We start from the raw sequence: 24662 nt of genomic DNA on the forward strand, positions 1-24662 counted from the left end.
ACAACTTATCGTGGTTCGCTCGCGACCGCCGAGTCCGCCCCACCGAACGATTCCCACCCGGCGCTACCCGACCGCGCTACACCGTCGACCGTGACGCCGTGACCGGCGGACACGCGGCCGATCGGCACCCATCCGGCGGGCAGATCACACTCCGCCGACCAGCTGCCGACGAACGCGTGATCCTCGCCGCCGGTCAGAATCCATTGCGCCGCATCGGCATCCATGCGGGCGGCAATGCGCTCGAGTGCTGGGTCGTGCAACGCATCCGAACTCAGATCAATAGCGACACCGGATGATTCGGCGATATGGCCGAGATCCGCGAGTAGGCCGTCGGAGACATCGGTGAGCGAGTTCAGCCCGGTCCCGGTATCCGTATTCAGCACCGCCGCATAGGGCGGCTGCGGGACACGGTGCGCGGCAAGTGCTTCGGCAAAGTCGTCGGATGCGGTGCCCGCGGTGAGGATCGCGAGTCCTGCGGCCGACCAGCCGAGGCGGCCCGCGACGGCGACCGTGTCCCCCACGCGCGCACCGGCTCTCGTGATGGCCGCGCGACCACGCAGGTCACCGAACGCGGTAACCGAGATGACGAGGTCGCGGCTGCGCACCAGGTCACCGCCCGCGATGGACGCGCCCGCGCGGGTCGCCTCGGCCCACATGCCGTCGGTCAGCCCGTCGATCACGTCCAGCGCGGTGTCGGCCGGGCAGCCGAGCGCCACCACGAACGCGCTCGGCCACGCGCCCATCGCGACCACGTCGGCCGCGTTCTGCGCGATCGCCTTGCGGCCGATGTCCGCGGGGCTCGACCAGTCGAGGCGGAAGTGCCGGTCCTGCACGAGCATGTCGGTGGTCACCACGAACTGCCCGTCGGGCGCGGCGACCAGGGCGGAGTCGTCGCCGGGGCCGAGCAATACGCTCGGCGCCTGGACCCGGCCGCGGTTGATCCGCTCGATCAGCGCGAACTCGCCCAGTTCACGCACCGTCCTCGGTGCCGTGTGCTCGCTGATGACCGGTCCTTTCAGCCGCGCTGCCGGGTGGAATCGACCCGAAGGTACCCTTTTCAGGGCAATCGACTGCTACCGGGCCGGTCACGGCACCGCCGCACCTTCGCGGCGGCCGTCCGTCCCGCCAGCGCAACAGGAAGGGATCGGTGAGCATGGCGGCGGAATCGTCGGACCACGATTCGTCGAAGGACGCGGCCGGGCAGGTCACCGAGGGCGAGAGCACCGTGCCGGCCGCCGAGCCTGCTGCCACCGCGGAAGCCGGTACTGCCGCGAGCACTCGCCAGTACTCCCCCGCCCTCATCGCCACCGCCGTGGCGTTGCCGGTCATCCTGGTGGTCGCGGTGCTGGTGGCCGCGATCCTCGCGCGCCGCGCACCCGTCGAGCGCGAACCGCTGGTCCTCGGCCCGGTCCCCGCACCCGCCGCGACCGGCCCGGACTGCACCAACCTGCTCCCCGCGCTGCCGACCGAACTCGGCGACTACACCAAATCCACCCTGGTGGAACCGTCCCCACCGGCCACCCGCGCCTGGCAGCGCGCCGACGGCGGCGACCCGATCGTGCTGCGCTGCGGCCTGGACCGCCCGCTCGAGTTCAATCGTGCCTCGGCCTTGCAGATCGTGAACGGCGTCCAGTGGTTCGAGGCCCGCGACCAAGCCGCCAAGGCCAGCACCTGGTTCGCCGTCGACCGCGAGACCTACATCGCGCTGACCGTCCCCGACGGCTCCGGCCCCACCCCACTGCAAGCGGTCTCCGACACCATCACCGCCAACCTCCCCGCCAAGCCACTCGACCCGGGCCCCCTCCCCAACTGAAACAGCACCCGGCCGCGCCGCACTCGCGCGATGCCAGGTGCCGTTGTGGAAGACCCTGCGCCGCTAGCGAAGTCCGGTGCCGCGTGCGAGCGCCGTCTCGATCAACGTGGACACCAGGTCCTTGTAGTCGATGCCGGTGGCTTCCCACATCCGCGGGTACTGGGAGATCGGCGTGAAGCCGGGCATGGTGTTGATCTCGTTGATCACCGGGCCGTCGGCGGTGATGAAGAAGTCGACGCGGGCGAGCCCCTGGCAGTCCAGCGCACGGAATGCCCGGACCGCGAGTTCCCGGATGCTGTCGGAGACTTCGTCGTCCAGCTTCGCGGGCACGTCGAAGTCGCAGACGTCGTCGAGGTACTTGGTTTCGAAGTCGTAGAACTCCGGGTTCGCGGCGGCCGCGCCTTCCTCCGGCATCCGGATCTCCGACAGCACACTGGCTTCCACCCGGCCGTCCGGGAATTCCAGTACGCCGCACTCGACTTCGCGGCCGACGACGGCCGCTTCGATGATCACCTTGGGGTCGTGCGCACGGGCCGTGTCGATGGCCGCGGCCAGCTCGGTCCAGTCGTCGACCTTCGTGATGCCGATCGACGAACCGCCACGCGCGGGCTTCACGAACACCGGAAGCCCGAGCCGAGCCCGGTCCGCCTCGCTCACCGTCTCGGTGCCCGGCCGCAACACCACCTGGATGCCGACCGGCAAGCCTTCCGCCGCAAGGAGTTTCTTGGTGAACTCCTTGTCCATGCCCGCCGCGCTGGCCAGCACGCCCGCACCCACGTAGGGCACACCGGCGAGCTCCAACATGCCCTGCAGCGTGCCGTCCTCACCGAAAGGTCCGTGCAGCAACGGGAACACCACGTCGACCGAACCGAGGGCGGCGCCGGGATCGTCGATGGCGACCAGCGAACCCGAGTCGCTCGGACCGGACGCCAACGTCAACGCCGTACCGGTGCCGTCGACCGACGGCAGCGTGCGGTCGTGGAAGCCGAGCGCCGCGATGTTCGAATCGGCCAGCACCCAGGTGCCTTCGGTGCTGATGCCGATCGGCACCACGTCGTACTTCTCCGGATCCAGGTTCGGCAGCACGCTGCCCGCCGACACGCAGGAGACGGCGTGCTCGTTGCTCCGCCCGCCGAAAACCACAGCCACCCGGATCCGCTTCGTCATGCCCCGAACCGTACCCGTCGCGGCGCGTGGTCCCCACCGCTACCCACTGGCGTAACTGCGGCGCATGTCCGCGCTGGGACTACTCCGGCTTGATCCGCCGACCGAGCAGATTGCCGACGGCTTCACGCACCGCCATGCCCTCGTGACAGACCTGGTTCACCGCGGTCGTGAGCGGCATGTCGACATCGTGTTTCACGGCCAGCGCGCGAATGGACGTGCACGACTTCACGCCCTCGGCCACCTGTCCGTGCGTCGCCTCCTGCGCGGTCTCCATGGAGCCGCCTTCACCCAGCGCACGCCCGAACGAACGGTTGCGGGACAACGGTGAGGTGCAGGTGGCGACCAGATCGCCGACCCCGGCCAGGCCCGCGAGCGTGGCCGGTTCGGCGCCGAGCGCCACCCCGAGTCGGATGATCTCCGCGAGGCCCCGGGTGATGATGCTGGCCACGGTGTTGTCCCCCAAGCCCATTCCGGACGCGATGCCGCAGGCGAGGGCGATCACGTTCTTACACGCGCCACCGACCTCACAGCCCACCACGTCTGTATTGGTGTACGGCCGGAAGTATCCGGTGGCGCTGGCGTGCTGAAGCGCGACCGCCCGCTCGGCATCGGAGCAGGCGATCACGGTGGCAGCGGGTTGACCGACGGCGATCTCGCGCGCCAGATTCGGACCGGACAGCACCGCGATTCGACTCTCGTCGGCCCCGGTGACCTCGCCGATCACCTGACTCATCCGCAGCAACGTGCCGTTCTCGATGCCCTTCGCCAGGCTGAGCAGCGACGCGTCCTGGGGGATCAGCCCCTTCCACTGCTCGAGATTCGCGCGCAACGACTGGGACGGCACCGCGAGCACCACGATGTCGGCGCCGTCGAGCGCGACGGCCGGGTCGTGGGTGGCCGCCATCGGGGGCAGCGGAATATCGGTGAGGTAGGACGGATTGCGATGTTGCGTGTGCAGTACTTCGGCGACCTCGGCTCGTCGCGCCCAGATGGTGACCTCGGTTCCCGCGTCCGCCAAGACCTTTGCGAACGCGGTCCCCCAAGATCCCGCGCCCAGTACTGCCGCCCTCGTCATCTGCCCAATATGCCATGGAAGGATTGGACGCATGCGCCCGCACGCCGTGCATGCCGTGATCGCGGTCAAGAGCCTCGATCAGGCCAAGAGTCGACTGGCCGACCGGCTGCGCCCGGAACACCGGGCCCGGCTGGTCCTCGCCATGCTCGCCGACACCCTGACCGCCACCGCGGCCGTTCCGGAGATCGTCTCGGTCACCGTTGTCACCCCGGATCCGGCCGTGGCCGACCTGGCCTTGTCGATGGGTGCGGCGGTCCATCCCGAGCCACGCACCGGCGGTCACGACCCACTGAACAGCGCGCTGGCCGACGCCGCGGCCGGGCTGCGGCACCGGCACGGACCGGTCGATCTGCTCGCGTTGCAGGCCGACCTGCCCGCACTCCGCGCCGAGGAATTGACCGACGTGCTCACCGTCGCGCCGCGCGGACTGCGCTCGATCGTGGTCGATCACGCGGGCACCGGCACGGCCGCGCTACTTGTCCGCGACCCCATCGCCGCCCTCGAACCCCGGTTCGGCCCCGGTTCGGCGAGCAAACACATTGCCGCGGGCGCGGTCGACCTGACCGGTGATTGGCCCGGTTTACGGCTGGATGTAGACACGGCCGAAGACCTCGACCTGGCCATTGACCTCGGGGCAGGTTGTGCGACCAGCGTCGCACTGCACGACATCGGCTGGCCAGATCGCGTTCACCAGCCGGTTCGCCGAGTGTGCTAGGAGATCGCCAGAGTGAGGTGATGCTCACGTCAATCATAGTGTCGGGCTCCACACCACCCTCTTCGTAGGGGATGATCGTTGGCGTGAGTGAGCGAAGCGAGCTAACCAACTGCCAGCGCGCATCGCGCGTGTCGGTGCCGAGCCCCAGCGAGGTAACGGCATGAGCGATACAGAGACCGTCAAACCGCAGTTGCTTCCTACGCCGCCTCCCGCGGCGTCACCGGTGTCGGCCGACGCGACCGTCGAGCAGTTGCCACGTGATCGCTACCTCAACCGTGAGCTGAGCTGGCTCGATTTCAACGCCCGGGTACTCGCCCTTGCCGAGGACGCGTCGCTGCCGCTGCTGGAGCGCGCGAAATTCCTTGCCATCTTCGCGTCCAATCTCGACGAGTTCTACATGGTGCGGGTCGCCGGCCTCAAACGTCGCGCCGAGACCGGTCTGCTTGTTCGTTCCGCGGACGGACGCTCGCCCGGTGAGCAGCTGGAGTTGATCGCCGCACGCGCTCAGGAGATCGCCGACCGCCACGCGCGGGTCTTCATCGACGACGTGCTGCCAGCGCTCACCGACGAGGGCATCGCGATCATCGACTGGACCGACCTGAACGACGATGAGCGCCAACGCCTCTCGGGCCACTTCCACGATCAGGTGTTCCCGGTGCTCACCCCGCTCGCGGTGGATCCGGCGCATCCGTTCCCCTACATCAGCGGGTTGAGCCTGAATCTCGCGGTGACGGTGAAGGATTCCGCCACCGGCGGCGAGCACTTCGCCCGAGTCAAGGTGCCGGACAACGTCGATCGATTCGTCCGGGTGCGCCGCACCGACGCCGCTTCGACCATCGCCGCCTTCCTGCCGATGGAAGAACTGATCGCCGCGCACCTCGATCTGCTGTTCCCCGGCATGGAAGTGGTTGAGCAGCACTCGTTCCGGATCACCCGCAACGCCGACTTCGAGGTCGACGAGGACCGCGACGAAGACCTGCTGCAGGCGCTGGAACGCGAACTGGCCCGGCGGCGCTTCGGATCGCCGGTGCGCCTAGAGGTTTCCGACGACATGACCGAGCACATGCTCGAATTGCTGTTGCGCGAACTCGATGTCGACCCCGGCGACGTCATCCAGGTGCCCGGTCTGCTCGACCTGTCCTGCCTCTGGCAGGTGTACGGGGTGGACCGGCCCAACCTCAAAGACGCGCCCTACGTACCGGCCACCCCGCCCGCGTTCGGCGAACGGGAGACCCCGCGCAACGTGTTCGCGGCGCTGCGCGAGGGCGACGTGCTGGTGCACCACCCCTACGACTCGTTCTCCACCAGCGTGCAGCGGTTCATCGAACAGGCCGCCGCGGACCCGCAGGTGCTCGCCATCAAGCAGACGCTCTACCGCACCTCCGGTGACTCACCGATCGTCAACTCGCTCATCGACGCGGCCGAGGCGGGCAAGCAGGTCGTCGCGCTGGTCGAGATCAAGGCGCGGTTCGACGAGCAGGCCAACATCAAATGGGCCCGCGCGCTGGAACAGGCGGGCGTGCACGTGGTCTACGGCCTCATCGGCCTCAAGACGCACTGCAAGACCTGCCTGGTGGTGCGCCGCGAGGGCGCGACCATCCGCCGCTACTGCCACATCGGCACCGGCAACTACAACCCGAAGACCGCGCGGCTCTACGAGGACGTCGGATTGCTCACCGCCGCACCGGAAATCGGTGCCGACCTGACCGACCTGTTCAATTCGCTGACCGGTTACTCGCGAAAAGAGAACTACCGCAACCTGCTTGTCGCACCGCACGGTGTGCGCGCCGGAATCATCGAGCGGATCCAGCGGGAGACCGAACTGGCGGCGCAGGGCAAGGACGCCCGAATCCGATTGAAGGCCAACGCGATCGTCGACGAGGAGATCATCGACGCGCTGTACCGGGCCTCACTGGCCGGGGTTCCGGTGCAGATCGTGGTGCGCGGCATCTGCGGACTGCGCCCCGGCGTACCCGGCATGAGCGAGAACATCGAAGTGCGCTCGATCCTCGGCCGCTTCCTCGAGCACTCGCGGGTCATGCACTTCCAAGCGCAAGACCAGTACTGGATCGGCAGCGCCGACATGATGCACCGCAACCTCGACCGGCGCGTGGAAGTCATGGCGCAGGTGAAGGATCCGCGACTGACCGAACAACTCGGGCAGGTATTCGACTCCGCGTTGCATCCCGACACCCGCTGCTGGGTACTCACCGCAGATGGCAACTGGCTCGCCCGGCCCGAGCACGCGGGCGACGACAACGTCAAAGTGCGTGACCACCAAGAATTCCTCATGCGCCTGCGGAGGCCGGAACAGCAGTGAGTGGTGCTACGGGGTACGAGATGGAAGGGGGACCCTTCTGGGATCCCCGTATTACCGCCAACATTCACGCCGCGGGCGCGGTGTTGTGGCGTCGGGCGGAGGACGGCGCGCTGGAGATCGCCGTAGTGCATCGCCCGAAGTATCAGGATTGGTCGTTGCCCAAGGGCAAGCTCGATCCCGGTGAGACACCGGTGCTCGCCGCGGTCCGTGAGGTCCGCGAGGAGACCGGTCTGGACTGCAAGCTCGGCCGCTACCTCGGCCACGTCACGTATCCCGTTCCGGGACACCGCAAGTTGAAGCGGGTCGACTACTGGGCGGCCGAGGTGGCGGGTGGTGAGTTCGCCTCGAATGACGAAGTGGACGTGCTGAATTGGTACTCGCTGGATCGGGTGATGGAGCAGCTGTCCTACCCGATGGACCGGCAGGTGCTGCGCGCGTTCACCCGGCTGCCCGCGAACACCCGCACCATGCTGCTGGTCCGGCACGCGAAAGCTGGTCGGCGAGACCGCTTCTCCGGTCCCGACCCGCTGCGCCCACTGGATCGGTCCGGCCAGGCCCAGGCCCGGGCCCTGGTCTCGAATCTGCTGGCGTTCGGGGCATCTCGGATCCACTCGGCCGATCCGGTGCGCTGCGTGCAGACGGTGACACCGCTGGCGGAGAAGCTCGGCGTCGAGATCATCCTCGAGCCGCTGCTTTCCGAAACCGGTTATGCCGCAGCGCAGGACGAGACGCGGCAGCGCATCCTGTCACTGGTGCCGGATACCGAGGTGCCCGTTGTGTGCAGTCAGGGCAAGGTAATTCCCGATCTGCTGGAGTGGTGGGCCGAGCGCGACGGCATCACGCTGCCGTCCGCGCGCAACCGTAAGGGCAGTGTGTGGGTGCTGTCCTTCGTCGACGGCAAGCTGGTCGCCGCCGACCATCTGGACCGATCACTGAACTCCGACTTCGTGAAGGCCTGACCGCTCCGACCTTAAAACCGGACTCTATTGCTCTGAAACATGGGCCCGGACATACGAAACGGCCCCCAAAGGCAGAGCCTGACCGGCCTACACAGACAGCCTCCGAAAGATGGGCTCTGACATACGAAACGGCCCCGGAAGCACGCTTCCGGGGCCGTGTTCGATCGGTACAGCGGGTGTTTCGGCCTTACGGCCGGTCACCCGGCGCCAATACCGTACTGGCGCAGTATCTAGCGGCGACCGCGAGCGGGAGCCTTCTTGGCGGCCGACTTCTTGGCCGGAGCCTTCTTGGCGACCGTCTTCTTAGCGGCGGTCTGCTTGGCCACCGTCTTCTTGGCGGCGGTGACCTTCTTGGCCGGAGCCTTCTTCACGGCGGTCTTCTTCGCCACCGTCTTCTTGGCGGGCGCCTTGGCCGCAGTCGTCTTGCGAGCAGCGGTCTTTGCGGGTGCCTTCTTGGCAGCCTTCTTCGCCGTCGTCTTGGCCGGGCCCTTGGTGGGGGTGGCCTTCTTGGCGGCGGTCTTCTTGGCCGCCGTCTTCTTGGCGGCCGCCTTCTTGGCTGCCACCGGGGCATTCACGCCGCGCTTGACGGCGGGACCGCTCTGGGCGAGCTTCTGCTTACCCGCGATCACGGCCTTGAACTGAGCACCCGGACGGAACGCAGGCACCGAAGTGGGCTTCACCTTGACGGTTTCGCCGGTGCGCGGGTTCCTGGCAACTCGAGCCGCACGCTTACGCTGTTCGAACACACCGAATCCGGTGATTGTGACGCTCTGGCCCTTGTGCACCGCGCGCACGATGGTGTCGACCACATGCTCGACTGCCGCGGTGGCCGTGCGCCTATCAGTACCCAACTTTTCGGTCAGAACGTCGATCAGTTCCGCCTTGTTCATTGAATCCTCCGCAGACTAATGGCCCGTCGTCGGACCGACTAGGTACCACGGTAAACCCACAATGGGCAAGAGTCTATGTGCCACGCCAAAATTCATGTGGTTTAGCACACGTCCAGCTATCGGCCCCGGTGCCATCCAGCTAACACCCAAGGGTGTTTAGGACTGCGAAATACGTGCTGGCAGGGTAGTGGGCTTCCATGCTGGCCTTGCGTTTTCGAACTCGGCGATGGTGTCGCTGCGGCGCAGCGTGAGCCCGATGTCGTCCAATCCTTCGAGCAGACGCCACCGTGTGTAGTCATCAATATCGAACGGCAACACGGCTGTTCCGGCGGTCACCGTGCGCGCCTCGAGGTCCACAACCAATTCGAGTCCGGGCTGTTCCTCGAGCAACTTCCAGAGCATTTCGACATCGTTCTGTGACATCTGAGCGGCCAACAGCCCGCCCTTACCGGCATTGCCGCGGAAGATGTCGGCGAACCGGGACGAGATCACCACCCGAAAGCCGTAGTCCGACAGCGCCCATACGGCGTGCTCACGAGAGGATCCCGTGCCGAAATCCGGGCCCGCTACCAGCACAGTGCCCCGGTTGTACGGCTCGTTGTTCAGAATGAAGTCCGGATCGTTACGCCACGCAGCGAAGAGTCCGTCCTCGAATCCCGTGCGGGTCACCCGCTTCAGGTACACAGCCGGGATGATCTGATCGGTATCGACATTGGAACGGCGGAACGGTACGCCGATCCCCTTGTGCATGCTGAAGGCTTCCATTGATTCTCCTGAGTCGGTAGAGGTATCGCGTCCGGTCAGTCCAGATCCGCAGGCGAGGACAGGGTTCCGCGCACCGCCGTCGCGGCCGCTACGAGCGGGGAAACCAGGTGCGTACGGCCACCTTTGCCCTGCCGGCCCTCGAAGTTCCGGTTCGACGTCGAGGCGCAGCGCTGGCCCGGATCCAGCTGATCCGGATTCATTCCCAGGCACATTGAGCAGCCCGCCTGCCGCCATTCGGCGCCTGCCGCCGTGAAAATCTCGCCCAGTCCTTCTAATTCGGCCTGCGCCCGAACCCGCATAGACCCCGGTACAACCAACATTCGCACCGACTCCGCGACCCGGCGTCCTTTTAAAACCTCGGCGACGGCACGCAAATCCTCGATGCGTCCGTTGGTGCACGAACCGACGAATACCGTGTCGACCGCCACCTCGCGCAGTGGCGTGCCCGGCGCCAAATCCATGTACCGCAGCGCTTTCTCCGCGGACTCGCGCGCCGTCTCGTCGGCGATCTGGGCGGGATCTGGCACCGATTCGCCAAGGGGCGCGCCCTGTCCCGGGTTGGTGCCCCAGGTGACGAAGGGGGTCAGTTCGCTCGCGTCGATGTGCACCTCGGCGTCGAAAGCCGCGCCGTCGTCGGTCTTCAGCGCCTCCCAGGCGGCCACTGCTGCCGTCCAGTCGGCTCCCTGCGGGGCGTGCGGGCGTCCCGCGAGGAATTCATAGGTCGTTTCGTCCGGAGCGATCATGCCCGCCCTGGCGCCCGCCTCGATGGACATGTTGCAGATGGTCATTCGCGCCTCCATCGACATGGCGCGAATCGCCTCGCCGCGGTACTCCAGCACGTAGCCCTGGCCGCCGCCGGTGCCGATTTTCGCGATGACGGCCAGAATCAGGTCCTTGCTCGTCACGCCCGGCGTCAGGGTGCCGTCCACCGTGATCGCCATCGTCTTGAACGGCTGCAGCGAGAGTGTCTGGGTGGCAAGGACATGCTCGACCTCGGAGGTGCCGATACCCATCGCCAGCGCGCCGAACGCGCCGTGCGTCGAGGTGTGACTGTCCCCGCACACCACCGTCATTCCCGGTTGGGTCAGGCCGAGCTGCGGGCCGACGACATGCACGATGCCCTGATCCAAGTCGCCCATCGGATGCAGGCGCACACCGAATTCCGCGCAGTTACGGCGCAGGGTGTCCACCTGGGTGCGCGAAATCGGGTCCGCGATCGGCTTATCGATATCGGCGGTCGGGACATTGTGGTCCTCGGTCGCGATCGTCAGATCCGTCCGGCGCACCGGCCTGCCCGCCGCGCGGAGGCCGTCGAACGCCTGCGGGCTGGTCACCTCGTGCACCAGATGCAGATCGATGTAGATCAGGTCGGGTTCACGCCCGGTGCCCTCACCCGAACCGCGGGTTACGACGTGCTGCTCCCACACCTTTTCGGCCATGGTGCGTGGCTGTGCCATTTCTCGATCACCTTTCGACAAGCATCCGGTCGCGGTCCGGGCTGGGAGCGCGGCGGCGGCTGCACGAGTTTTCGGATATGTGCGAGGTCGGATGCTCCATCGGAGATGCCACACGCTGGGTACGCCAGAGTGGATTTCCCAACATCCGAGACGCTAGTATCGTTCTATGAGACAGCATAGCGGCATCGGCGTCCTCGACAAAGCAGTGGCGGTGTTGTACGCCGTCGCCGAGCACCCCTGCGGTCTCAACGAGCTCTGCGCCCGTACCGGCCTGCCCCGCGCCACCGCACATCGCCTGGCCGTCGGCCTCGAAGTGCATCGCCTGCTGGCCCGCGACAACACCGGAATGTGGCGGCCCGGCCCCGCCCTCGCCGAACTCGCCGCAGGGGCCACCGATCCGCTTCTGGAGGCCGCGTCGGCCATCCTGCCCCGGTTACGCGAGATCACCGGCGAAAGCGTCCAGCTGTACCGCCTGGACGGCAATGCGCGGATCTGTGTCGCGGCGCTGGAACCACCCGTCGGACTGCGCGACACCGTCCCCGTCGGCGCACGGCTCCCACTCACCGCCGGTTCCGCGGCGAAAGTGCTACTCGCCTGGGCCGACGCCGACCTGCAGCGCACCATCCTCGCCGACGCCGTCTTCGGCGAACGCGCACTCACCGAGGTACGCAAACGCGGCTGGGCGCAAAGCGCCGCCGAACGCGCATCCGGCGTAGCCAGCGTTTCCGCCCCCGTCCGCGACGCCGGCGGCACCGTCATCGCCGCCGTCTCGGTATCCGGACCCATCGATCGCATGGGCCGCCGCCCCGGCGCCCGCTGGGCAGCCGACCTGGTCGCCGCCGCCGAAGCACTACACAAGCGCCTGTAACACGTTCTAGAAAGCACCTTCTAGAGTAAGCCCATGGGAGTCAACCAACGGGCACAGATCGTCATGTCCGACACCGAGATCAGCGAGTTCCTCGAGCGCAGCCGCGTCGCCACCCTGGCCACCATCGGCCCCGACGGCAGACCGCACCTCACCGCCATGTGGTACGCGCTCATCGACGGCGAACTCTGGTTCGAAACGAAAACCAAGTCCCAAAAAGCCGTCAACCTGCGCCGCGACCCCCGCATCACCTGCATGGTCGAAGCAGGCCAGACCTACGACCAGCTCCGCGGCGTCGCCATCGAAGGCCACGCCGAAATCATCGACGACCCAGAGCAGCTCTACGCCGTCGGCGTCAGCGTCTGGGAGCGCTACACCGGCCCTTACAGCGAAGACGTCCGCCCCATGGTCGAAACCATGCTGCACAAACGTTCCGCCATCCGCGTCATCCCCGACCGCACCCGCAGCTGGGACCACCGCAAGCTGGGCCTCCCCCAGCTCCCCCTCGGCGGCACCACGGCCCAACCAATGGACTGACCTGCCTATGCCTTCCGACACAGCCTCGCCGACGCGCCCCGATATCGAACTGACATCACCCCCCTCACCCGACTAACGTCAAGCCGTTCGACACGAATCGGCCGGGACACCGCAGCCCGCAAGAGCGCGGCCCCCCGACCGCCACCACGAGGAGACGACGGCGATGACGGAATCTGATAGTTCCAACGGCTCAGGCACCCCCGAGGCCACCAGCGCCGAAGAAGTAAAGCGCAAGTTCAAAGAGGCCCTCGACCGCAAAAACCAGCACAACGCCCGCACCGCCGACCACCTCGACGGCCGCTCAAAGGGCGCCAACGCCACCCACGGCAACGCCAGCACCAAGCGCGAATTCCGCCGCAAGAGCGGATAGCTCGCAAGCCGAGAAAGGCCCCCTGGTCACCGACCGGGGGGCCTTCGTTTTGCCTGGGTGGGGGGCGGCATCGAGGGGATGCGGCCAGCAGCCGGTCAGGCCAACACGGTCGAACAAAGCCGTGGGAACGAGAGATCCACCGCATACCGGCCCACATGCGCGCCGAGGGCGAAGCCTCTCGGCCCGGGGGTCCGGGGGCGCAGCCCGCCGGGCGGGGCTTGGGGGTTGCACCCCCAAAAGAAACGCGAAACCAGAAAAGGCCCATGCCCCATGGGCATGAGCCTTGTATCTGGTGTAGCCCCGACGGGATTCGAACCCGCGCTACCGCCTTGAGAGGGCGGCGTCCTAGGCCGCTAGACGACGGGGCCAGGACTGCTTCTCGTTTGCACGAGGAGCACCTTTGGTTGATCTTTCGATCAGGAGGCTCGGCTAGCTTAGCTGGCCGGAGCGTGGCGACCAAATCGCCAGCTGCTGTACTGATTTCGGCCGCAGACCGTCCTCGACAACAATCTCTCCGCTGGGGTACCAGGACTCGAACCTAGAATGGCTGAACCAGAATCAGCTGTGTTGCCAATTACACCATACCCCAATGACCAGGCGTTTCAGCCTCGCGTCTGGATGACTGCGAGGCCTTGTTCCGAGCCGAGAAGAAGACTACCAAACGGCTACGGGTTAACTACAAATCGCCTGGTCAAAGCCACGTTTTTGGCCGATTCCGCACTTTCAGGAGGTTGCCGACCACTCTTGTGCGGAGCGCAGCCGAGCCAGGCTGGCGTCTCGGCCGAGCAGTTCGAGCGACTCGTACAGTGGCGGGCTGATGTGCGATCCGGTCAACGCGACGCGCACCGGCGCGAATGCTTTGCGTGGTTTGAGGCCCAGATCATCGATCAGCGCGGTTTTCAGCGCTTCTTCGATAGCGACTGTGGACCACTGTACTAAAGGCTCCAGAGCAGTAATAGCGGATTGCAATACCGGAGTTGCTTCGGTACCGAGATTCTTGGCTCCCGCAGTGGGGTCGATCGCAAATTGTTCGGCGGGCGCCAACAGGAAACGCAACAGTTCCCAAGCATCGGACAACACGACGATCCGCGTCTGTACGAGTTCGGCCGCAGCGGAGAACATCTTCTCATCGATTTCGGCGCCGATATGACCGTGTTGGGTCAGGTACTCGCGGAGTCGGTTGCTGAAATCACCCGGTTCCAGCAATCGGATGTGCTCGGCGTTGAGCGCGTCCGCCTTCTTCTGATCGAAACGGGCCGGATTCGAATTTACTTTCGATATGTCGAACGCGGCAACCATCTCCGCCATGGTGAACAGGTCGTGGTCGTCGGCGATGCTCCAACCGAGAAGTGCCAGGTAATTCAGCAAACCCTCTGGGATGAATCCGCGGTCTCGATGGACGAACAGATTCGACTCGGGATCGCGCTTGGACAACTTCTTGTTGCCCTGGCCCATGACGAACGGCAGGTGGCCGAACTCCGGCGTGAAGTCGGCGACGCCAATGCGGCGCAGCGCACCATAGAGCGCGATCTGGCGCGGGGTGGAGGAAAGCAGATCCTCGCCGCGCAACACGTGGGTGATCTTCATCAATGCGTCGTCGACCGGGTTGACCAGCGTGTACAGCGGATCGCCGGTGCCGCGGGTGAGCGCGAAGTCCGGCACACTGCCCGCCTTGAAGGTGGTCTCGCCGCGCACCAGGTCGTGCCACGTGAGGTCCTCGGCGGGCATCCGGAGCCGAATCACCGCGGGGCGCCCGGCATCTCGATACGCCTCGATCTGCTGCGCGGTGAGCTCGCGATCGTAGTTGTCGTAGCCGAGCTTCGGGTCGCGGCCGGCCGCGCGATGACGCGCCTCGACTTCCTCAGGCGTGGAGAAGGATTCGTAGGCCTCCCCGGCGTCGAGCAGCCGCCGGACCACATCCAGGTGCAGATCCTTGCGCAGCGACTGGCGGTACGGCTCGTAGGGTCCACCGACCTCCGGGCCCTCGTCCCAGGTGAGGCCGAGCCAGCGCAGCGCGTCGAGCAGCGCGCGGTAGGAGTCCTCGGAATCCCGTGCCGCATCGGTGTCTTCGATGCGGAACACGAACTTTCCACCGTGGTGTCGGGCGTAGGCCCAGTTGAACAGCGCCGTCCGGATCAGGCCGACGTGCGGCGTCCCGGTCGGTGACGGGCAGAAGCGGACCCGTACTTCAGTCATGGCTCTCTTTCGGCTAGCGAGGCTTAGCGGCAACGGGATTGATGAGGGTTCCGATGCCCTCGATGGTCACGGACACCTGCTGCCCGGCCTGTACCGGACCGACGCCTTCGGGCGTGCCGGTGAGGATGACATCGCCGGGCAGCAGCGTCATCACGGCGCTGATCCATTCGATGAGCTTCGGAATGTCGTGCAGTAGAAGCGAAGTGCGGCTGCGCTGGCGGACCTCGCCGTCGAGCTCGGTGACGATCTCCAGATCCGAAGGATCCAAGGAGGTTTCGATCCACGGGCCGAGCGGGCAGAAGGTGTCGTAGCCCTTGCCCCTGGTCCACTGTCCGTCGTGGCGCTGCTGATCGCGCGCGGTCACATCGTTGGCGACGGTGTAACCGAGCACCACGTCCAGCGCGCGGGCGGCGGGCACGTCCTTGCACGGACGGCCGATGACGACCGCGAGCTCGCCCTCGTAGTCGACCTGAGAGGAGCTGGGCGGCAGGATGATCGGGGCATTCGGCCCGGTGATCGCGGTATTCGGCTTGAGGAAGATCACCGGGTCTTCCGGTGCGGGCCCGCCCATTTCGGCCGCGTGGGCCGCGTAGTTCTTGCCGATGCAGACCACCTTGCTGGCCAGGATCGGCGCGAGCAGGCGGACATCGGCCAGCGGCCAGTTCCGTCCGGTGAACGTCGGCGTACCGAACGGGTGTTCCGCGATTTCCTTCGCGATGCTGTCGCTTCCGTCCCCCTCGATGCTGACGAAGGCGACCCCATCGGGACTGGCTACTCGACCTAGACGCATGCCGGGCAGTCTATCGACCGGCTTCCACCTGCTCGAACGCGCCCAACCGAGCGGTACGCCCGGCCGCGCCCGCCCGAATTCCGCGAGCTGTGAGCAGTCTGACATCCGACTGCCGAAATCCACTTGCCGATGCGGTGTAACGTGAGCCTCACTGTTCATTCAATGGGAATACATTCCCACATAATGAGATTCAGAGGTGAGACCGATGGCTACCGTGACGCAGATCAAGGAGACTCGACGGTGGTCCATGCTCGGTCTCGGCGTCTTCGCGCAAGCCGCGAGTGCGGTCTTCGTCAACGGCGTCGCGTTTCTACTGCCCGCACTGACCGATCGCGGAATGCCGCTGGCCACTGCGGGACTACTGGTGGCGATGCCCACACTCGGGCTGGTCTGCACACTGATCGCGTGGGGATACGTGGTCGACCGGATCGGTGAGCGCAAAGTACTGATCGGCGGACCGCTGCTGATGCTGATCGCGGGCGGCGCCGCGGCCGCCGCCACCAACGACATCACTTTGGGCGCACTGCTGTTCCTGGGTGGCGTCGGCGCGGCGAGCACCAACGGGGCCAGCGGCCGCCTCATCGTCGGCTGGTTCCCGCCGCATCGGCGCGGACTGGCGATGGGGATCCGGCAGACCGCCCAGCCGCTCGGCGTCGGCATCGGCGCGCTGGCCGTGCCCGCCGTCGCCGCGACTTACGGTGTGCCCGCGGCGATTCTGGTTCCCGCGGCGATGGCGGGCATCGCCGCGGTGGGCAGCCTGATCGGCATCGTCGATCCGCCGCGCCCCGAGCACAGCAGCGACGATGCGGCGTTGCGCGCCAATCCTTATCGCGGTGACATGACACTGTGGCGCATCCATGCTGTCTCTGTGCTGCTCGTCATACCGCAGGGCACGGTGTGGACTTTCGCACTGCTGTGGCTGCACCGGGACGTCGGCTGGTCGTTGGCCGCCGCCGGAATTCTAGTCACCGCCACCCAAATCCTGGGTGCCGCAGGCCGAATCGGCGTGGGCGCGTGGTCGGACCGGGTCGGCAGCCGGTTGGGTCCGTTGCGTACCGTCGCCATCGCCGCCGTGGTGTCGATGTCCGCACTGGCGCTGGCGGCCTGGACCCACATGTGGTGGGCCGCAATCCCGTTGCTGGTCGTCGCCTCGGTGATCACGGTGTCCGACAACGGACTCGCCTTCACCGCGGTCGCCGAAATCGCGGGCCCCTACTGGAGTGGCCGCGGACTCGGCATCCAGAACACCGGCCAGAATCTGGCGATGGCCGCGGTGCCGCCGGTGTTCGGCGCGCTCATCACCGCAAGCGGTTTCGGCGCCGCGTATCTACTGGCGGCCGCACTGGCGGTGGCCGCCGTCCCCTTGGTGCCGACCGACCGTCGCGCCCAATAGCCGCCCAGCACTGATGGATTGACGCCCGCTCCTCCTGCCGGGGCGAGCGTCGTCCGTCGAGTGTGACAATCGCGACCTATGGAGTCGCTCGCAGCACGATGCGAGATCGACCACCCCGATCGGCCGGGAACGACTTGGCCACAACACTTTTGGTACGACAGCACCATTCAGCCCACTGAACAACTTCGCGTACCGGCGACCCGCCGCTGACCGCGATCAAACAGAAGCGCGCTCGGACCACTTCCCACTGCCGCCCATGTCGCTTTTAGCGACACACTGTCGCCAACGAGTACGATGGAAACATTCCGTCGCTATCACCAGGAGTGCGATGCCCAGGATCGACGCACCAACCGTCGCCGAACACCGGGCGAACCAGGAACGCGCGCTGCTCGACGCCGCGCGAATGGTGTTGCTACAGAACGGCCCGCAGGCGGTGACGCCCGCCACCGTCGGCGCGGCCGCCGGGCTCGCCCGCAGCAGCGTCTACAAGTACTTCCGCTCCGGCGACGAAATCCTGTTCCGCATCGTGACGGACGCGCTGCTGGAATGGGGCAAGCGCGTGCACGACACCGTCGAACGCGCCGAGACCCCCGCGGGCCAAGTCGAGGCTTACGTGCGAACCACCCTGGCATTGGCCGCATCTGGCGCGCACCGCATCGCGGTCCTCGGCAGCGCCCTCCCCCGCGACGAGGCGGCGCGGCGCGATCTCGCCGACGCACACCACGATTTGGCTGCTCCGCTGCGCGCGGCGCTCACCGCGCTGGACAACCCGAACCCCGACCTGACCGCCGACCTCATCGATGGCGCACTCGTCCGCGCCGTCGAACACATCGACGCGGGCCGCCAGCACGACGAGATCGCCCGGGAGACAATCGCGTTCGTCCGCCGCGCGGTCGGCCTGAACCATCGCCCGATCTGCCATCACGGCATGGGCTGATGCCGAACCGGCTCAAACCGCAAGTAGCGCAGCGGGATCGAACGTGACGTGGAACGGTACGTCGGCGTCGACGACCGCATCGAAAACACTGCCGGAGCAGACAGCGGGGTCTGCTCCATACCCGCCGTCGCCCAACACCATCCGATGCATCACCACATCGGGCTGATGCTCGACGATCCAATACTGCGGAATGCCGACCGCCGCGTACTCGCGCACCTTCCGCACCCGATCGGTGCGCTCGGTCCCGCTCCCCGGCGCAATCACCTCGACCGCGAGCCGCACCTCGGATCCGGGAATCCGCTTGGGCACGTCCGCGACCACGGCGGCCCTGGCGACCTCACGCGGAATCACGATGATGTCGGGTTTGCGCACCCCGCTGCGCGTGCTGACCTCCCAGCCGCTCCCGACGCAGAGGTGAACGGCGGCACCGACCGCACCGGCATCGATGAATCGGCCGAGCCGCTGCGTCACGTGATTGTGCCGAGCGCCGCAGGCCACCTCGACCAGCCAGCCGTCCTCGAGTTCGAAACCCTTGCCGCCACCTGGGACGTCACGCAGGTCCAGCCCCGCATACGGACCGACCTGCGGTCTCCGATTCCCGCGCTGTGCGCTCACCGAACCTCCGTCTCACCAGGTAGCCCATCGATAAGCGGCCGGGTGCGGCGCATTTCATGGGCCCAGCGATGGTTTACCACCGCACGGCCGTTTCACACTCGGCCGCAGGCTCCCCGCGCCGAAACGGCGCGGGACCTGCGTCGGTTTCGCTCAGACGATGGCGGCGATGCGGTCGCCGACCTCGACCGTCGACGCCGCACCCGCGCGCGACGCGAGATCCTTGGCGACGGCGGATTCGATGCGGGCCGCGGCCTCGGTGTTGCCGAGATGGTTGAGCAGCAACGACACCGAGAGGATCGCGGCGGTCGGATCGGCCTTGGACTGACCCGCGATATCGGGGGCGCTGCCGTGCACCGGCTCGAACATGCTCGGGTTGGTGCCGGAGGCATCGATATTGCCGCTGGCGGCCAGGCCGATGCCACCGCTCACGGCGGCCGCGAGGTCGGTGATGATGTCGCCGAACAGGTTGTCGGTGACGATCACGTCGAACCGGCCAGGATCGTTCACCAGGTGGATGGTCGCGGCGTCGATGTGCTGGTAAGCCGTTGCGACATCAGGGAATTCGGCCGCGACCTCGTCCACGGTGCGCTGCCACAGCGAACCGGCGAAGGTGAGCACGTTGGTCTTGTGCACCAGCGTGAGGTGCTTGCGGCGGGCCTGTGCCTTCGCGAAGGCGTAGCGCACCACGCGCTCGATGCCGAAGCGGGTGTTGGTGCTGACCTCGGTCGCCACCTCGTGCGGGGTCTCGACGCGAATCGCGCCGCCGGTGCCGGTGTACGGCCCCTCGGTGCCCTCGCGGACCACCACGAAGTCGATGTCGGGAGTCCCGGCCAGCGGGCTGGTCACACCCGGAAACAGCTTGGAGGGGCGCAGATTCACGTGATGATCCAGCGCGAATCGGGTGCGCAGCAGCAGCCCGCGCTCGAGCACACCGCTCGGCACCGACGGATCGCCGATCGCACCGAGCAGGATCGCGTCGTGCTGCTTCAACTCCGGCAGCACGGAATCCGGCAGGATCTCACCGGTCGCGTGGTAGCGCTTGGCGCCGAGGTCGTACTCGGTCTTCGCCACGCCGGGCTGGACCACGTCGAGCACCTTGAGCGCCTCGGCGATGACCTCGGGACCGATGCCGTCGCCGGGGATGACAGCAAGCTTCATTGCAACGCTCCGTTGTTAATCGGGGGCGCGCCATCGACGCGCCCCCGCACACGATCAGAACAGGTCGACGACGACGACCTTTGCGGCACCGACGGATTCGGCGATCGCGGACTCGATCTCGGCAGGCACCTCACGGTTGACCCGCAGGATCACCGTGGCGCCTTCCTTGTCGACGTCCTGGCTCAGCTGCGCGGCAAGGATGTCGATGCCCGCCTCGCCGAGCTTGGTGCCGATCTTGCCGAGCGCGCCCGGCCGGTCCTCGTAGTTCAGCACGGCCATGTTGATGCCCTCGGCGCGCATGTCGTAGTTGCGGCCGTTGATGTTGACGATCTTCTGCACCTGCTGCGGTTCGGTCAGCGTGCCCGCCACATTCAGGGTGCGGCCGTCGCCGAACACGGCGCGGAGGTCGACGACGCTGCGGTGGCTCGGGCTGTCCGGCACGGTGTTCACCTGTGCGGTGATGCCGCGCTCCTTGGCCAGGGTCGGCGCGTTGACGAAGGTGACCTGGTCCTCGACCAGCGCGGAGAAGATGCCGCGCAGCGCCGAAAGTTCCAGCACCGCAACGTCATGCGCGGCGAGTTCGCCCCGCACCTGCACCTCGACGCTGACCGGCAGCTCGCTGGACAGCGCACCGAGCAGTGCACCCTGCTTGCGCACGATGTCCAGCCACGGCGCGACGTCGTCGTCGACGCTGCCGCCGGTGACATTCACCGCACCGGGCACGAATTCACCGGCGAGCGCGAGCAATACGGACTTGGCGACATCGGTACCCGCCCGGTCCTGCGCCTCGGAGGTGGACGCGCCGAGGTGCGGGGTCACCACGACCTGCGGCAGCTCGAACAGCGGGCTGTCGGTGCACGGTTCGGTCTCGTACACGTCCAGGCCCGCGGCCCGCACGTGACCGGACTTGATGGCATCGGCCAGCGCCTGCTCGTCGACCAGGCCACCGCGCGCGGCGTTGACGATGATGACGCCCGGCTTGGTCTTGGCGATGGCTTCCTTGCCGATGATGCCCTTGGTCTCCGGGGTCTTCGGCAGGTGCACCGAGATCAGGTCGGCGCGCTCGAGCAGCTCGTCCAGGCTCAGCAGTTCGATGCCGAGCTGGGCGGCGCGGGCCGGCGACACGTAGGGGTCGTACGCGACGATCTTGGTCTCGAAGGCGGCGAGCCGGGCCGCGAACAGCTGACCGATCCGGCCGAGGCCGACCACGCCGACGGTCTTGTCGAAGATCTCGACGCCGTTGAACTTGCTGCGCTGCCAGGTGTGCTCGCGCAACGTGGCATCGGCGGCAGGGATCTGGCGCGCGGCCGAGAGCAGCAGCGTGACGGCGTGCTCGGCGGCGGTGTGGATGTTCGAGGTCGGCGCGTTGACGACCATGACACCGTGTTCGGTGGCCGCGGGCACGTCGACGTTGTCGAGGCCGACGCCGGCCCGAGCGACGATCTTCAGGTTCTTGCCTGCCGCGAGCACCTCGGCGTCCACCGTGGTCGCGGAGCGCACGAGTAGCGCGTCGGCGTCGGGGACCGCGGCGAGCAGAGCCGGGCGGTCAGGGCCGTCGACCCACCGAACCTCGACTCCGTCACCGAGCGCGTCGACGGTCGACTGGGCAAGCTTGTCGGCGATCAGGACAACAGGACGGCCTGCTTGGCTCACTGTGGAGTACTCCTGGGGAAAGGGTCGGCAATTACCGCCGATCAGCTTAGTGGGCGTCGTTTCGGCATGTGCTACCCCCTGGTAAGGCGGCCGTCGTCAGTATGACCCATTGGACGGCCCATTGGTCAAAATATGAAGACCGGTCTACAGTTACCGCATGGGTGCCAAGGGAACCGAAACGCGCTGCCGACTGATCAGTGCCACGCGCGGACTGATGGAGAAGCACGGATACTTCGGCGCGGGCCTCAACCAGATCATCGAGACCAGCGGCGCCCCGCGCGGCTCCCTGTACTTCCACTTCCCCGGCGGCAAGGACCAACTCGTCGCCGAGGCGGTCGCCCAGGCGGGCAACGAAATCTCCGCACTGATCGATGCCTTCGAACCCGGCGACACCGCCGCGGCGGCGACCAGCCTGCTCACCGCGTTCGGCGATCGACTGGAAGCCTCCGAGTGGCAGCAGGGCTGCCCGGTCGCCACCGTCACCCTCGACGTGTCCGCGGCGAACGACACCATCCAGGCCGAATGCGCCGCCGCCTACGCGGGATGGGAAGAGGCGCTACGCATTCGGCTGAGGGCCGACGGGCGGTCCGATGCCGCGGACTTGGCCGCGGCGATTCTCGCGATGATCGAGGGCGGTTTGCTCTTGGCGCGGGCCCAGCGCAGCCGCGAGCCGCTCGAGCGGGTGGCGCGCACGATCCGCACCATGCTCTGAACGGATCAGTCGTTATGCCAACAGTTTTCGCATGCCTTCAGAATATGTAGACCGGTCTATTAAGGAGAATCATGTCCCATAGCATCGTGCTCGGCGCCGCCGGGTTCATCGGTCGCGCGGTCGTTGCGCAGTTGCTCGAGCAGGGCGGATCCGTTGTCGCCGCGGTCCGCCCAGGCGGCGAGGAACGGCTCACCGCATGGTTGCGCGCACGTGCCGTCGACCAGACCGGGCTCCGCGTCGTCTCCTGCGATGTCACCGCCGAGGGTCTCGGCCTGCCCGACCTCGGCACTGCTGACATCCGTGACGTCTATAACTGCGCTGCGCGCTTCGCCTTTGGGCTCGGCAAGGACGACGCGTACGCGGTGAACGTGACCGGGGCGCTCAATGTGCTCGACTGGGCCGCGACGCTGCCCGCCTTGCGACGCGTCGTCCACATCACCGGCTACCGCATCACCGTCGAGGATTCCGACGAACAGCACTATGAGAGAGGCGCTTACGGCGCGTCCAAGTTCGAGTCGGATCCGCTGCTGCGCCGTCGCGCGGCCGAGCGCGGCATCCCGCTCACGATCGCCAACCCGAGCAGCGTGCTCGGCCCCGGCCAATACGTCGGGCTCGCAAGCATTGTCGACGATCTGTGGCACGGTCGGCTCGCGGCGATCCCGGGCGGTCGCGAAACCTTCGTTCCGATAGTCGATCTGGACTACTTCGCGACGTTCCTGATCAATCTGCCGAGTCAGGACGACACGGCGGGGCAGTCCTTCACCGTCCTCGATCCGCGAACCCCGGTGCTGCCGGAGCTGATTCGGGTGCTCGCCGGGCATCTAGGTGTGCGCGCTCCGCGCTTCTCGGTTCCGGTCAGCGTTATCGAGAAGCTGCCGCGAGCGCTGACCGGTGCCGATCCCGAGACACTGCCGTTCATCGCCGACGATCGGTACGACACCTCCGCCGCGGACGAGGTCGCGCGCACGGCGGGAATCACCATGCCGCACGCCGAGACCGTCCTGCGCACCTGGGCCGATCACCTGGTGTCGAGTCGGTTCGGTGCCGTCGAGGCGGATCCGACAGCCGGATTCGTCGACGGCACTTGGGTTTCCGGTGATCGCGAACATCCCGACTACGTCCTACTGCACGGCCTGCCCGTCGACAGTGATTCCTGGACAGCGGTACGGACCGCCCTCGAGGCACCGAGCCTGGTCGCTGACCTTCCCGGGCTCGGCCGCTCCGCACCCGGCGAAATCGATGACGTACTACCGCGATTGATGAGCTCCGTACGCAGTCGCCCGGTACTGGTCGGCCATTCGCTGGGCTGCGGGCCGGTGCTGAGATACGCCGCCGCGCATCCGGATCGGATCTCCGGTGTCGTTCTGGTGTCCCCCGCGTTCCTACAGTCGCCGACCGGCTGGATCCTGCGTTCACCGCTGGCCGCGGTGGCGTTGCGCCGAATGTCGGCCGCCACCTTGGCAACACGGCTCGGTATCCCCACAGGCCCGGCGGTGGACAGTGCGGCGGCCAACTTGCGCAGGCCAGGAGTCGCGACACGTACGGTCGCCGCGCTGCGGCGGGCGAGTGCGGCCGGACGGCGAAACGAGTTGACCGAGCTGCTCGCGCGAATCGAAGTACCGGTGCGGCTGGTCGTCGGCGCGGACGATCCGCTCTCGGTGGCCACGACGCGCGAATCGGCCGTCATCGAGGGCACCGGTCACTACCCCCAGCTGACGCACCCCGCACAGGTCGCGGCCGAGATCGCCCGGGTCGGCGTCCACGCACCGGCGCTCTAGCGGAACGCGGAGGGCCCCGCACCACTCGGGTGCGGGGCCCTCTCCGGAATCGCGCTCAGTGGCGCGAGACCCGGTCGATCAATCGACCATTACGTTGAATCAGCGGCCGCCGAAGGAGCCCGTCCACAGGGTGTTGAGGATTCCGTGGAAAGCGGCACCGAAGGTGTCCAGGAAACCGCCGAGGGCAGCGCTACCGGTGTCGATGATAACGGGGATCATTTAAATACCTCTTCATTGAAAGACAATCCAGTCGTACTGGCTGACACAAGGCTAATCGGCGACCGAACAACGACGGTTACGAAATTCCGGCATATAGTGACGCAGGTTACAGTCACATCACGAAGAACACCTGGTCAGGTGACCATTAGGGGTGCGTGCCCTGGGAACCATGGGCTTGACCACTACGTATGCGCCTCACCGGGCGCGGCGACAAGCCAACGCCCGGTAAACATAAAGATCCTCTAAGAAATCCCTCGCGGCCGGATAAGACCGATATG

Annotated in this window: 22 protein-coding genes and 2 tRNA genes; 11 read left to right on the forward strand and 13 right to left on the reverse strand. The window is 66.9% G+C overall.

What is annotated here, in order from left to right; genetic code table 11:
* Positions 1–5 precede the first annotated feature (5 nt).
* Positions 6–1004, reverse strand: coding sequence for a thiamine-phosphate kinase (locus ACQPW1_RS36970; protein ID WP_433665446.1), 999 nt, complete (start codon positions 1002–1004; stop codon positions 6–8).
* A gap of 221 nt (positions 1005–1225) precedes the next feature.
* On the opposite strand from ACQPW1_RS36970, the gene ACQPW1_RS36975 reads away from it, so the two are divergent.
* Positions 1226–1813 (forward strand): DUF3515 domain-containing protein, encoded by a 588-nt coding sequence (locus ACQPW1_RS36975; RefSeq protein ID WP_433665447.1) that lies wholly within the window; start codon positions 1226–1228, stop codon positions 1811–1813.
* Between the two features lie 63 nt (positions 1814–1876).
* Here the strand turns inward: ACQPW1_RS36975 and ACQPW1_RS36980 are convergent, their stop codons facing one another.
* Entirely contained in the window at positions 1877–2980 is a 1104-nt protein-coding gene (locus ACQPW1_RS36980; protein ID WP_433657086.1) for a D-alanine--D-alanine ligase family protein, read from the reverse strand.
* 79 nt (positions 2981–3059) lie between these two features.
* The gene (locus ACQPW1_RS36985) at positions 3060–4055 is read right to left on the reverse strand and encodes an NAD(P)H-dependent glycerol-3-phosphate dehydrogenase (protein WP_433657088.1); all 996 of its coding nucleotides are present in this window, start codon (positions 4053–4055) and stop codon (positions 3060–3062) included.
* 31 nt (positions 4056–4086) lie between these two features.
* Between ACQPW1_RS36985 and cofC the strand changes: the two genes are divergently transcribed.
* The 3 genes from cofC (at position 4087) to ACQPW1_RS37000 (ending at position 8049) form a co-directional block, all read left to right on the forward strand.
* Positions 4087–4770 (forward strand): 2-phospho-L-lactate guanylyltransferase, encoded by a 684-nt coding sequence (gene cofC / locus ACQPW1_RS36990; protein WP_433657090.1) that lies wholly within the window; start codon positions 4087–4089, stop codon positions 4768–4770.
* A 160-nt stretch (positions 4771–4930) separates the two neighbouring features.
* Positions 4931–7090: an RNA degradosome polyphosphate kinase gene (locus ACQPW1_RS36995; RefSeq protein WP_433657092.1), complete on the forward strand. Its 2160-nt coding sequence runs from the start codon at positions 4931–4933 to the stop codon at positions 7088–7090.
* Positions 7091–7110: 20 nt separating this feature from the next.
* Positions 7111–8049 carry an NUDIX hydrolase gene (locus ACQPW1_RS37000; protein WP_433657094.1) on the forward strand — a complete coding sequence of 313 codons (939 nt, stop codon included), beginning with the start codon at positions 7111–7113 and terminating at the stop codon, positions 8047–8049.
* A 230-nt stretch (positions 8050–8279) separates the two neighbouring features.
* On the opposite strand, the gene ACQPW1_RS37005 is transcribed toward ACQPW1_RS37000, so the two are convergent.
* From ACQPW1_RS37005 to leuC, 3 genes are all read right to left on the reverse strand, one after another.
* Complete coding sequence (locus ACQPW1_RS37005; protein WP_433657096.1) at positions 8280–8939, reverse strand: HU family DNA-binding protein; 660 nt, start codon at positions 8937–8939, stop codon at positions 8280–8282.
* 156 nt (positions 8940–9095) lie between these two features.
* Positions 9096–9704: a 3-isopropylmalate dehydratase small subunit gene (gene leuD, locus ACQPW1_RS37010; RefSeq protein ID WP_433657098.1), complete on the reverse strand. Its 609-nt coding sequence runs from the start codon at positions 9702–9704 to the stop codon at positions 9096–9098.
* 35 nt (positions 9705–9739) lie between these two features.
* Positions 9740–11161, reverse strand: a complete 1422-nt coding sequence (gene leuC / locus ACQPW1_RS37015; protein ID WP_433657100.1) for a 3-isopropylmalate dehydratase large subunit — start codon at positions 11159–11161, stop codon at positions 9740–9742.
* A 166-nt stretch (positions 11162–11327) separates the two neighbouring features.
* On the opposite strand from leuC, the gene ACQPW1_RS37020 reads away from it, so the two are divergent.
* The 3 genes from ACQPW1_RS37020 (at position 11328) to ACQPW1_RS37030 (ending at position 12933) form a co-directional block, all read left to right on the forward strand.
* Positions 11328–12029: an IclR family transcriptional regulator gene (locus tag ACQPW1_RS37020; protein WP_375903242.1), complete on the forward strand. Its 702-nt coding sequence runs from the start codon at positions 11328–11330 to the stop codon at positions 12027–12029.
* A 33-nt stretch (positions 12030–12062) separates the two neighbouring features.
* On the forward strand, positions 12063–12563 hold the full coding sequence (locus ACQPW1_RS37025; protein WP_433657101.1) for a PPOX class F420-dependent oxidoreductase: 501 nt from the start codon (positions 12063–12065) through the stop codon (positions 12561–12563).
* A gap of 163 nt (positions 12564–12726) precedes the next feature.
* On the forward strand, positions 12727–12933 hold the full coding sequence (locus ACQPW1_RS37030) for a DUF5302 domain-containing protein (RefSeq protein WP_357378170.1): 207 nt from the start codon (positions 12727–12729) through the stop codon (positions 12931–12933).
* Between the two features lie 295 nt (positions 12934–13228).
* Here ACQPW1_RS37030 and ACQPW1_RS37035 read toward each other — a convergent pair.
* The 4 genes from ACQPW1_RS37035 to ACQPW1_RS37050 form a co-directional block, all read right to left on the reverse strand.
* Positions 13229–13301, reverse strand: a tRNA-Glu gene (locus ACQPW1_RS37035).
* 149 nt (positions 13302–13450) lie between these two features.
* A tRNA-Gln gene (locus ACQPW1_RS37040) sits at positions 13451–13522 on the reverse strand.
* A gap of 134 nt (positions 13523–13656) precedes the next feature.
* Positions 13657–15129: a glutamate--tRNA ligase gene (gltX, locus tag ACQPW1_RS37045; protein ID WP_433657104.1), complete on the reverse strand. Its 1473-nt coding sequence runs from the start codon at positions 15127–15129 to the stop codon at positions 13657–13659.
* Positions 15130–15142: 13 nt separating this feature from the next.
* Entirely contained in the window at positions 15143–15919 is a 777-nt protein-coding gene (locus ACQPW1_RS37050) for a fumarylacetoacetate hydrolase family protein (protein WP_433657105.1), read from the reverse strand.
* Positions 15920–16124: 205 nt separating this feature from the next.
* Between ACQPW1_RS37050 and ACQPW1_RS37055 the strand changes: the two genes are divergently transcribed.
* Both ACQPW1_RS37055 and ACQPW1_RS37060 read left to right on the forward strand, forming a co-directional pair.
* On the forward strand, positions 16125–17312 hold the full coding sequence (locus ACQPW1_RS37055; protein ID WP_433657107.1) for an MFS transporter: 1188 nt from the start codon (positions 16125–16127) through the stop codon (positions 17310–17312).
* Between the two features lie 328 nt (positions 17313–17640).
* Entirely contained in the window at positions 17641–18249 is a 609-nt protein-coding gene (locus ACQPW1_RS37060) for a TetR/AcrR family transcriptional regulator (RefSeq protein ID WP_433657108.1), read from the forward strand.
* Between the two features lie 12 nt (positions 18250–18261).
* Here the strand turns inward: ACQPW1_RS37060 and ACQPW1_RS37065 are convergent, their stop codons facing one another.
* The 3 genes from ACQPW1_RS37065 to serA all read right to left on the reverse strand — a co-directional run bounded on the left by ACQPW1_RS37065 (position 18262) and on the right by serA (position 21675).
* Positions 18262–18864: a Uma2 family endonuclease gene (locus ACQPW1_RS37065; RefSeq protein WP_433657110.1), complete on the reverse strand. Its 603-nt coding sequence runs from the start codon at positions 18862–18864 to the stop codon at positions 18262–18264.
* 150 nt (positions 18865–19014) lie between these two features.
* Positions 19015–20022 carry a 3-isopropylmalate dehydrogenase gene (locus ACQPW1_RS37070; protein WP_433657111.1) on the reverse strand — a complete coding sequence of 336 codons (1008 nt, stop codon included), beginning with the start codon at positions 20020–20022 and terminating at the stop codon, positions 19015–19017.
* Positions 20023–20076: 54 nt separating this feature from the next.
* Positions 20077–21675 carry a phosphoglycerate dehydrogenase gene (gene serA, locus ACQPW1_RS37075; RefSeq protein ID WP_433657113.1) on the reverse strand — a complete coding sequence of 533 codons (1599 nt, stop codon included), beginning with the start codon at positions 21673–21675 and terminating at the stop codon, positions 20077–20079.
* Positions 21676–21832: 157 nt separating this feature from the next.
* Between serA and ACQPW1_RS37080 the strand changes: the two genes are divergently transcribed.
* Together ACQPW1_RS37080 and ACQPW1_RS37085 are read left to right on the forward strand one after the other, a co-directional pair.
* Complete coding sequence (locus ACQPW1_RS37080) at positions 21833–22387, forward strand: TetR/AcrR family transcriptional regulator (protein WP_433657115.1); 555 nt, start codon at positions 21833–21835, stop codon at positions 22385–22387.
* Between the two features lie 71 nt (positions 22388–22458).
* On the forward strand, positions 22459–24165 hold the full coding sequence (locus ACQPW1_RS37085; protein WP_433657117.1) for an alpha/beta fold hydrolase: 1707 nt from the start codon (positions 22459–22461) through the stop codon (positions 24163–24165).
* The last annotated feature ends 497 nt before the right edge of the window (positions 24166–24662 follow it).

The sequence above is a fragment of the Nocardia sp. CA-128927 genome (assembly GCF_050955855.1).
GTDB lineage: Bacteria > Actinomycetota > Actinomycetes > Mycobacteriales > Mycobacteriaceae > Nocardia.

What these genes read in the sequence shown, in the direction of transcription:
- ACQPW1_RS36980 (WP_433657086.1), bottom strand. Translation starts at nt 2,980, where the DNA reads ATGACGAAGCGGATCCGGGTGGCTGTGGTTTTCGGCGGGCGGAGCAAC.
- ACQPW1_RS36985 (WP_433657088.1), bottom strand. Translation starts at nt 4,055, where the DNA reads ATGACGAGGGCGGCAGTACTGGGCGCGGGATCTTGGGGGACCGCGTTC.
- cofC (WP_433657090.1), top strand. Translation starts at nt 4,087, where the DNA reads ATGCGCCCGCACGCCGTGCATGCCGTGATCGCGGTCAAGAGCCTCGAT.
- ACQPW1_RS36995 (WP_433657092.1), top strand. Translation starts at nt 4,931, where the DNA reads ATGAGCGATACAGAGACCGTCAAACCGCAGTTGCTTCCTACGCCGCCT.
- ACQPW1_RS37000 (WP_433657094.1), top strand. Translation starts at nt 7,111, where the DNA reads ATGGAAGGGGGACCCTTCTGGGATCCCCGTATTACCGCCAACATTCAC.
- ACQPW1_RS37005 (WP_433657096.1), bottom strand. Translation starts at nt 8,939, where the DNA reads ATGAACAAGGCGGAACTGATCGACGTTCTGACCGAAAAGTTGGGTACT.
- leuD (WP_433657098.1), bottom strand. Translation starts at nt 9,704, where the DNA reads ATGGAAGCCTTCAGCATGCACAAGGGGATCGGCGTACCGTTCCGCCGT.
- leuC (WP_433657100.1), bottom strand. Translation starts at nt 11,161, where the DNA reads ATGGCACAGCCACGCACCATGGCCGAAAAGGTGTGGGAGCAGCACGTC.
- ACQPW1_RS37020 (WP_375903242.1), top strand. Translation starts at nt 11,328, where the DNA reads ATGAGACAGCATAGCGGCATCGGCGTCCTCGACAAAGCAGTGGCGGTG.
- ACQPW1_RS37025 (WP_433657101.1), top strand. Translation starts at nt 12,063, where the DNA reads ATGGGAGTCAACCAACGGGCACAGATCGTCATGTCCGACACCGAGATC.
- ACQPW1_RS37030 (WP_357378170.1), top strand. Translation starts at nt 12,727, where the DNA reads ATGACGGAATCTGATAGTTCCAACGGCTCAGGCACCCCCGAGGCCACC.
- gltX (WP_433657104.1), bottom strand. Translation starts at nt 15,129, where the DNA reads ATGACTGAAGTACGGGTCCGCTTCTGCCCGTCACCGACCGGGACGCCG.
- ACQPW1_RS37050 (WP_433657105.1), bottom strand. Translation starts at nt 15,919, where the DNA reads ATGCGTCTAGGTCGAGTAGCCAGTCCCGATGGGGTCGCCTTCGTCAGC.
- ACQPW1_RS37055 (WP_433657107.1), top strand. Translation starts at nt 16,125, where the DNA reads ATGGCTACCGTGACGCAGATCAAGGAGACTCGACGGTGGTCCATGCTC.
- ACQPW1_RS37060 (WP_433657108.1), top strand. Translation starts at nt 17,641, where the DNA reads ATGCCCAGGATCGACGCACCAACCGTCGCCGAACACCGGGCGAACCAG.
- ACQPW1_RS37070 (WP_433657111.1), bottom strand. Translation starts at nt 20,022, where the DNA reads ATGAAGCTTGCTGTCATCCCCGGCGACGGCATCGGTCCCGAGGTCATC.
- ACQPW1_RS37080 (WP_433657115.1), top strand. Translation starts at nt 21,833, where the DNA reads ATGGGTGCCAAGGGAACCGAAACGCGCTGCCGACTGATCAGTGCCACG.
- ACQPW1_RS37085 (WP_433657117.1), top strand. Translation starts at nt 22,459, where the DNA reads ATGTCCCATAGCATCGTGCTCGGCGCCGCCGGGTTCATCGGTCGCGCG.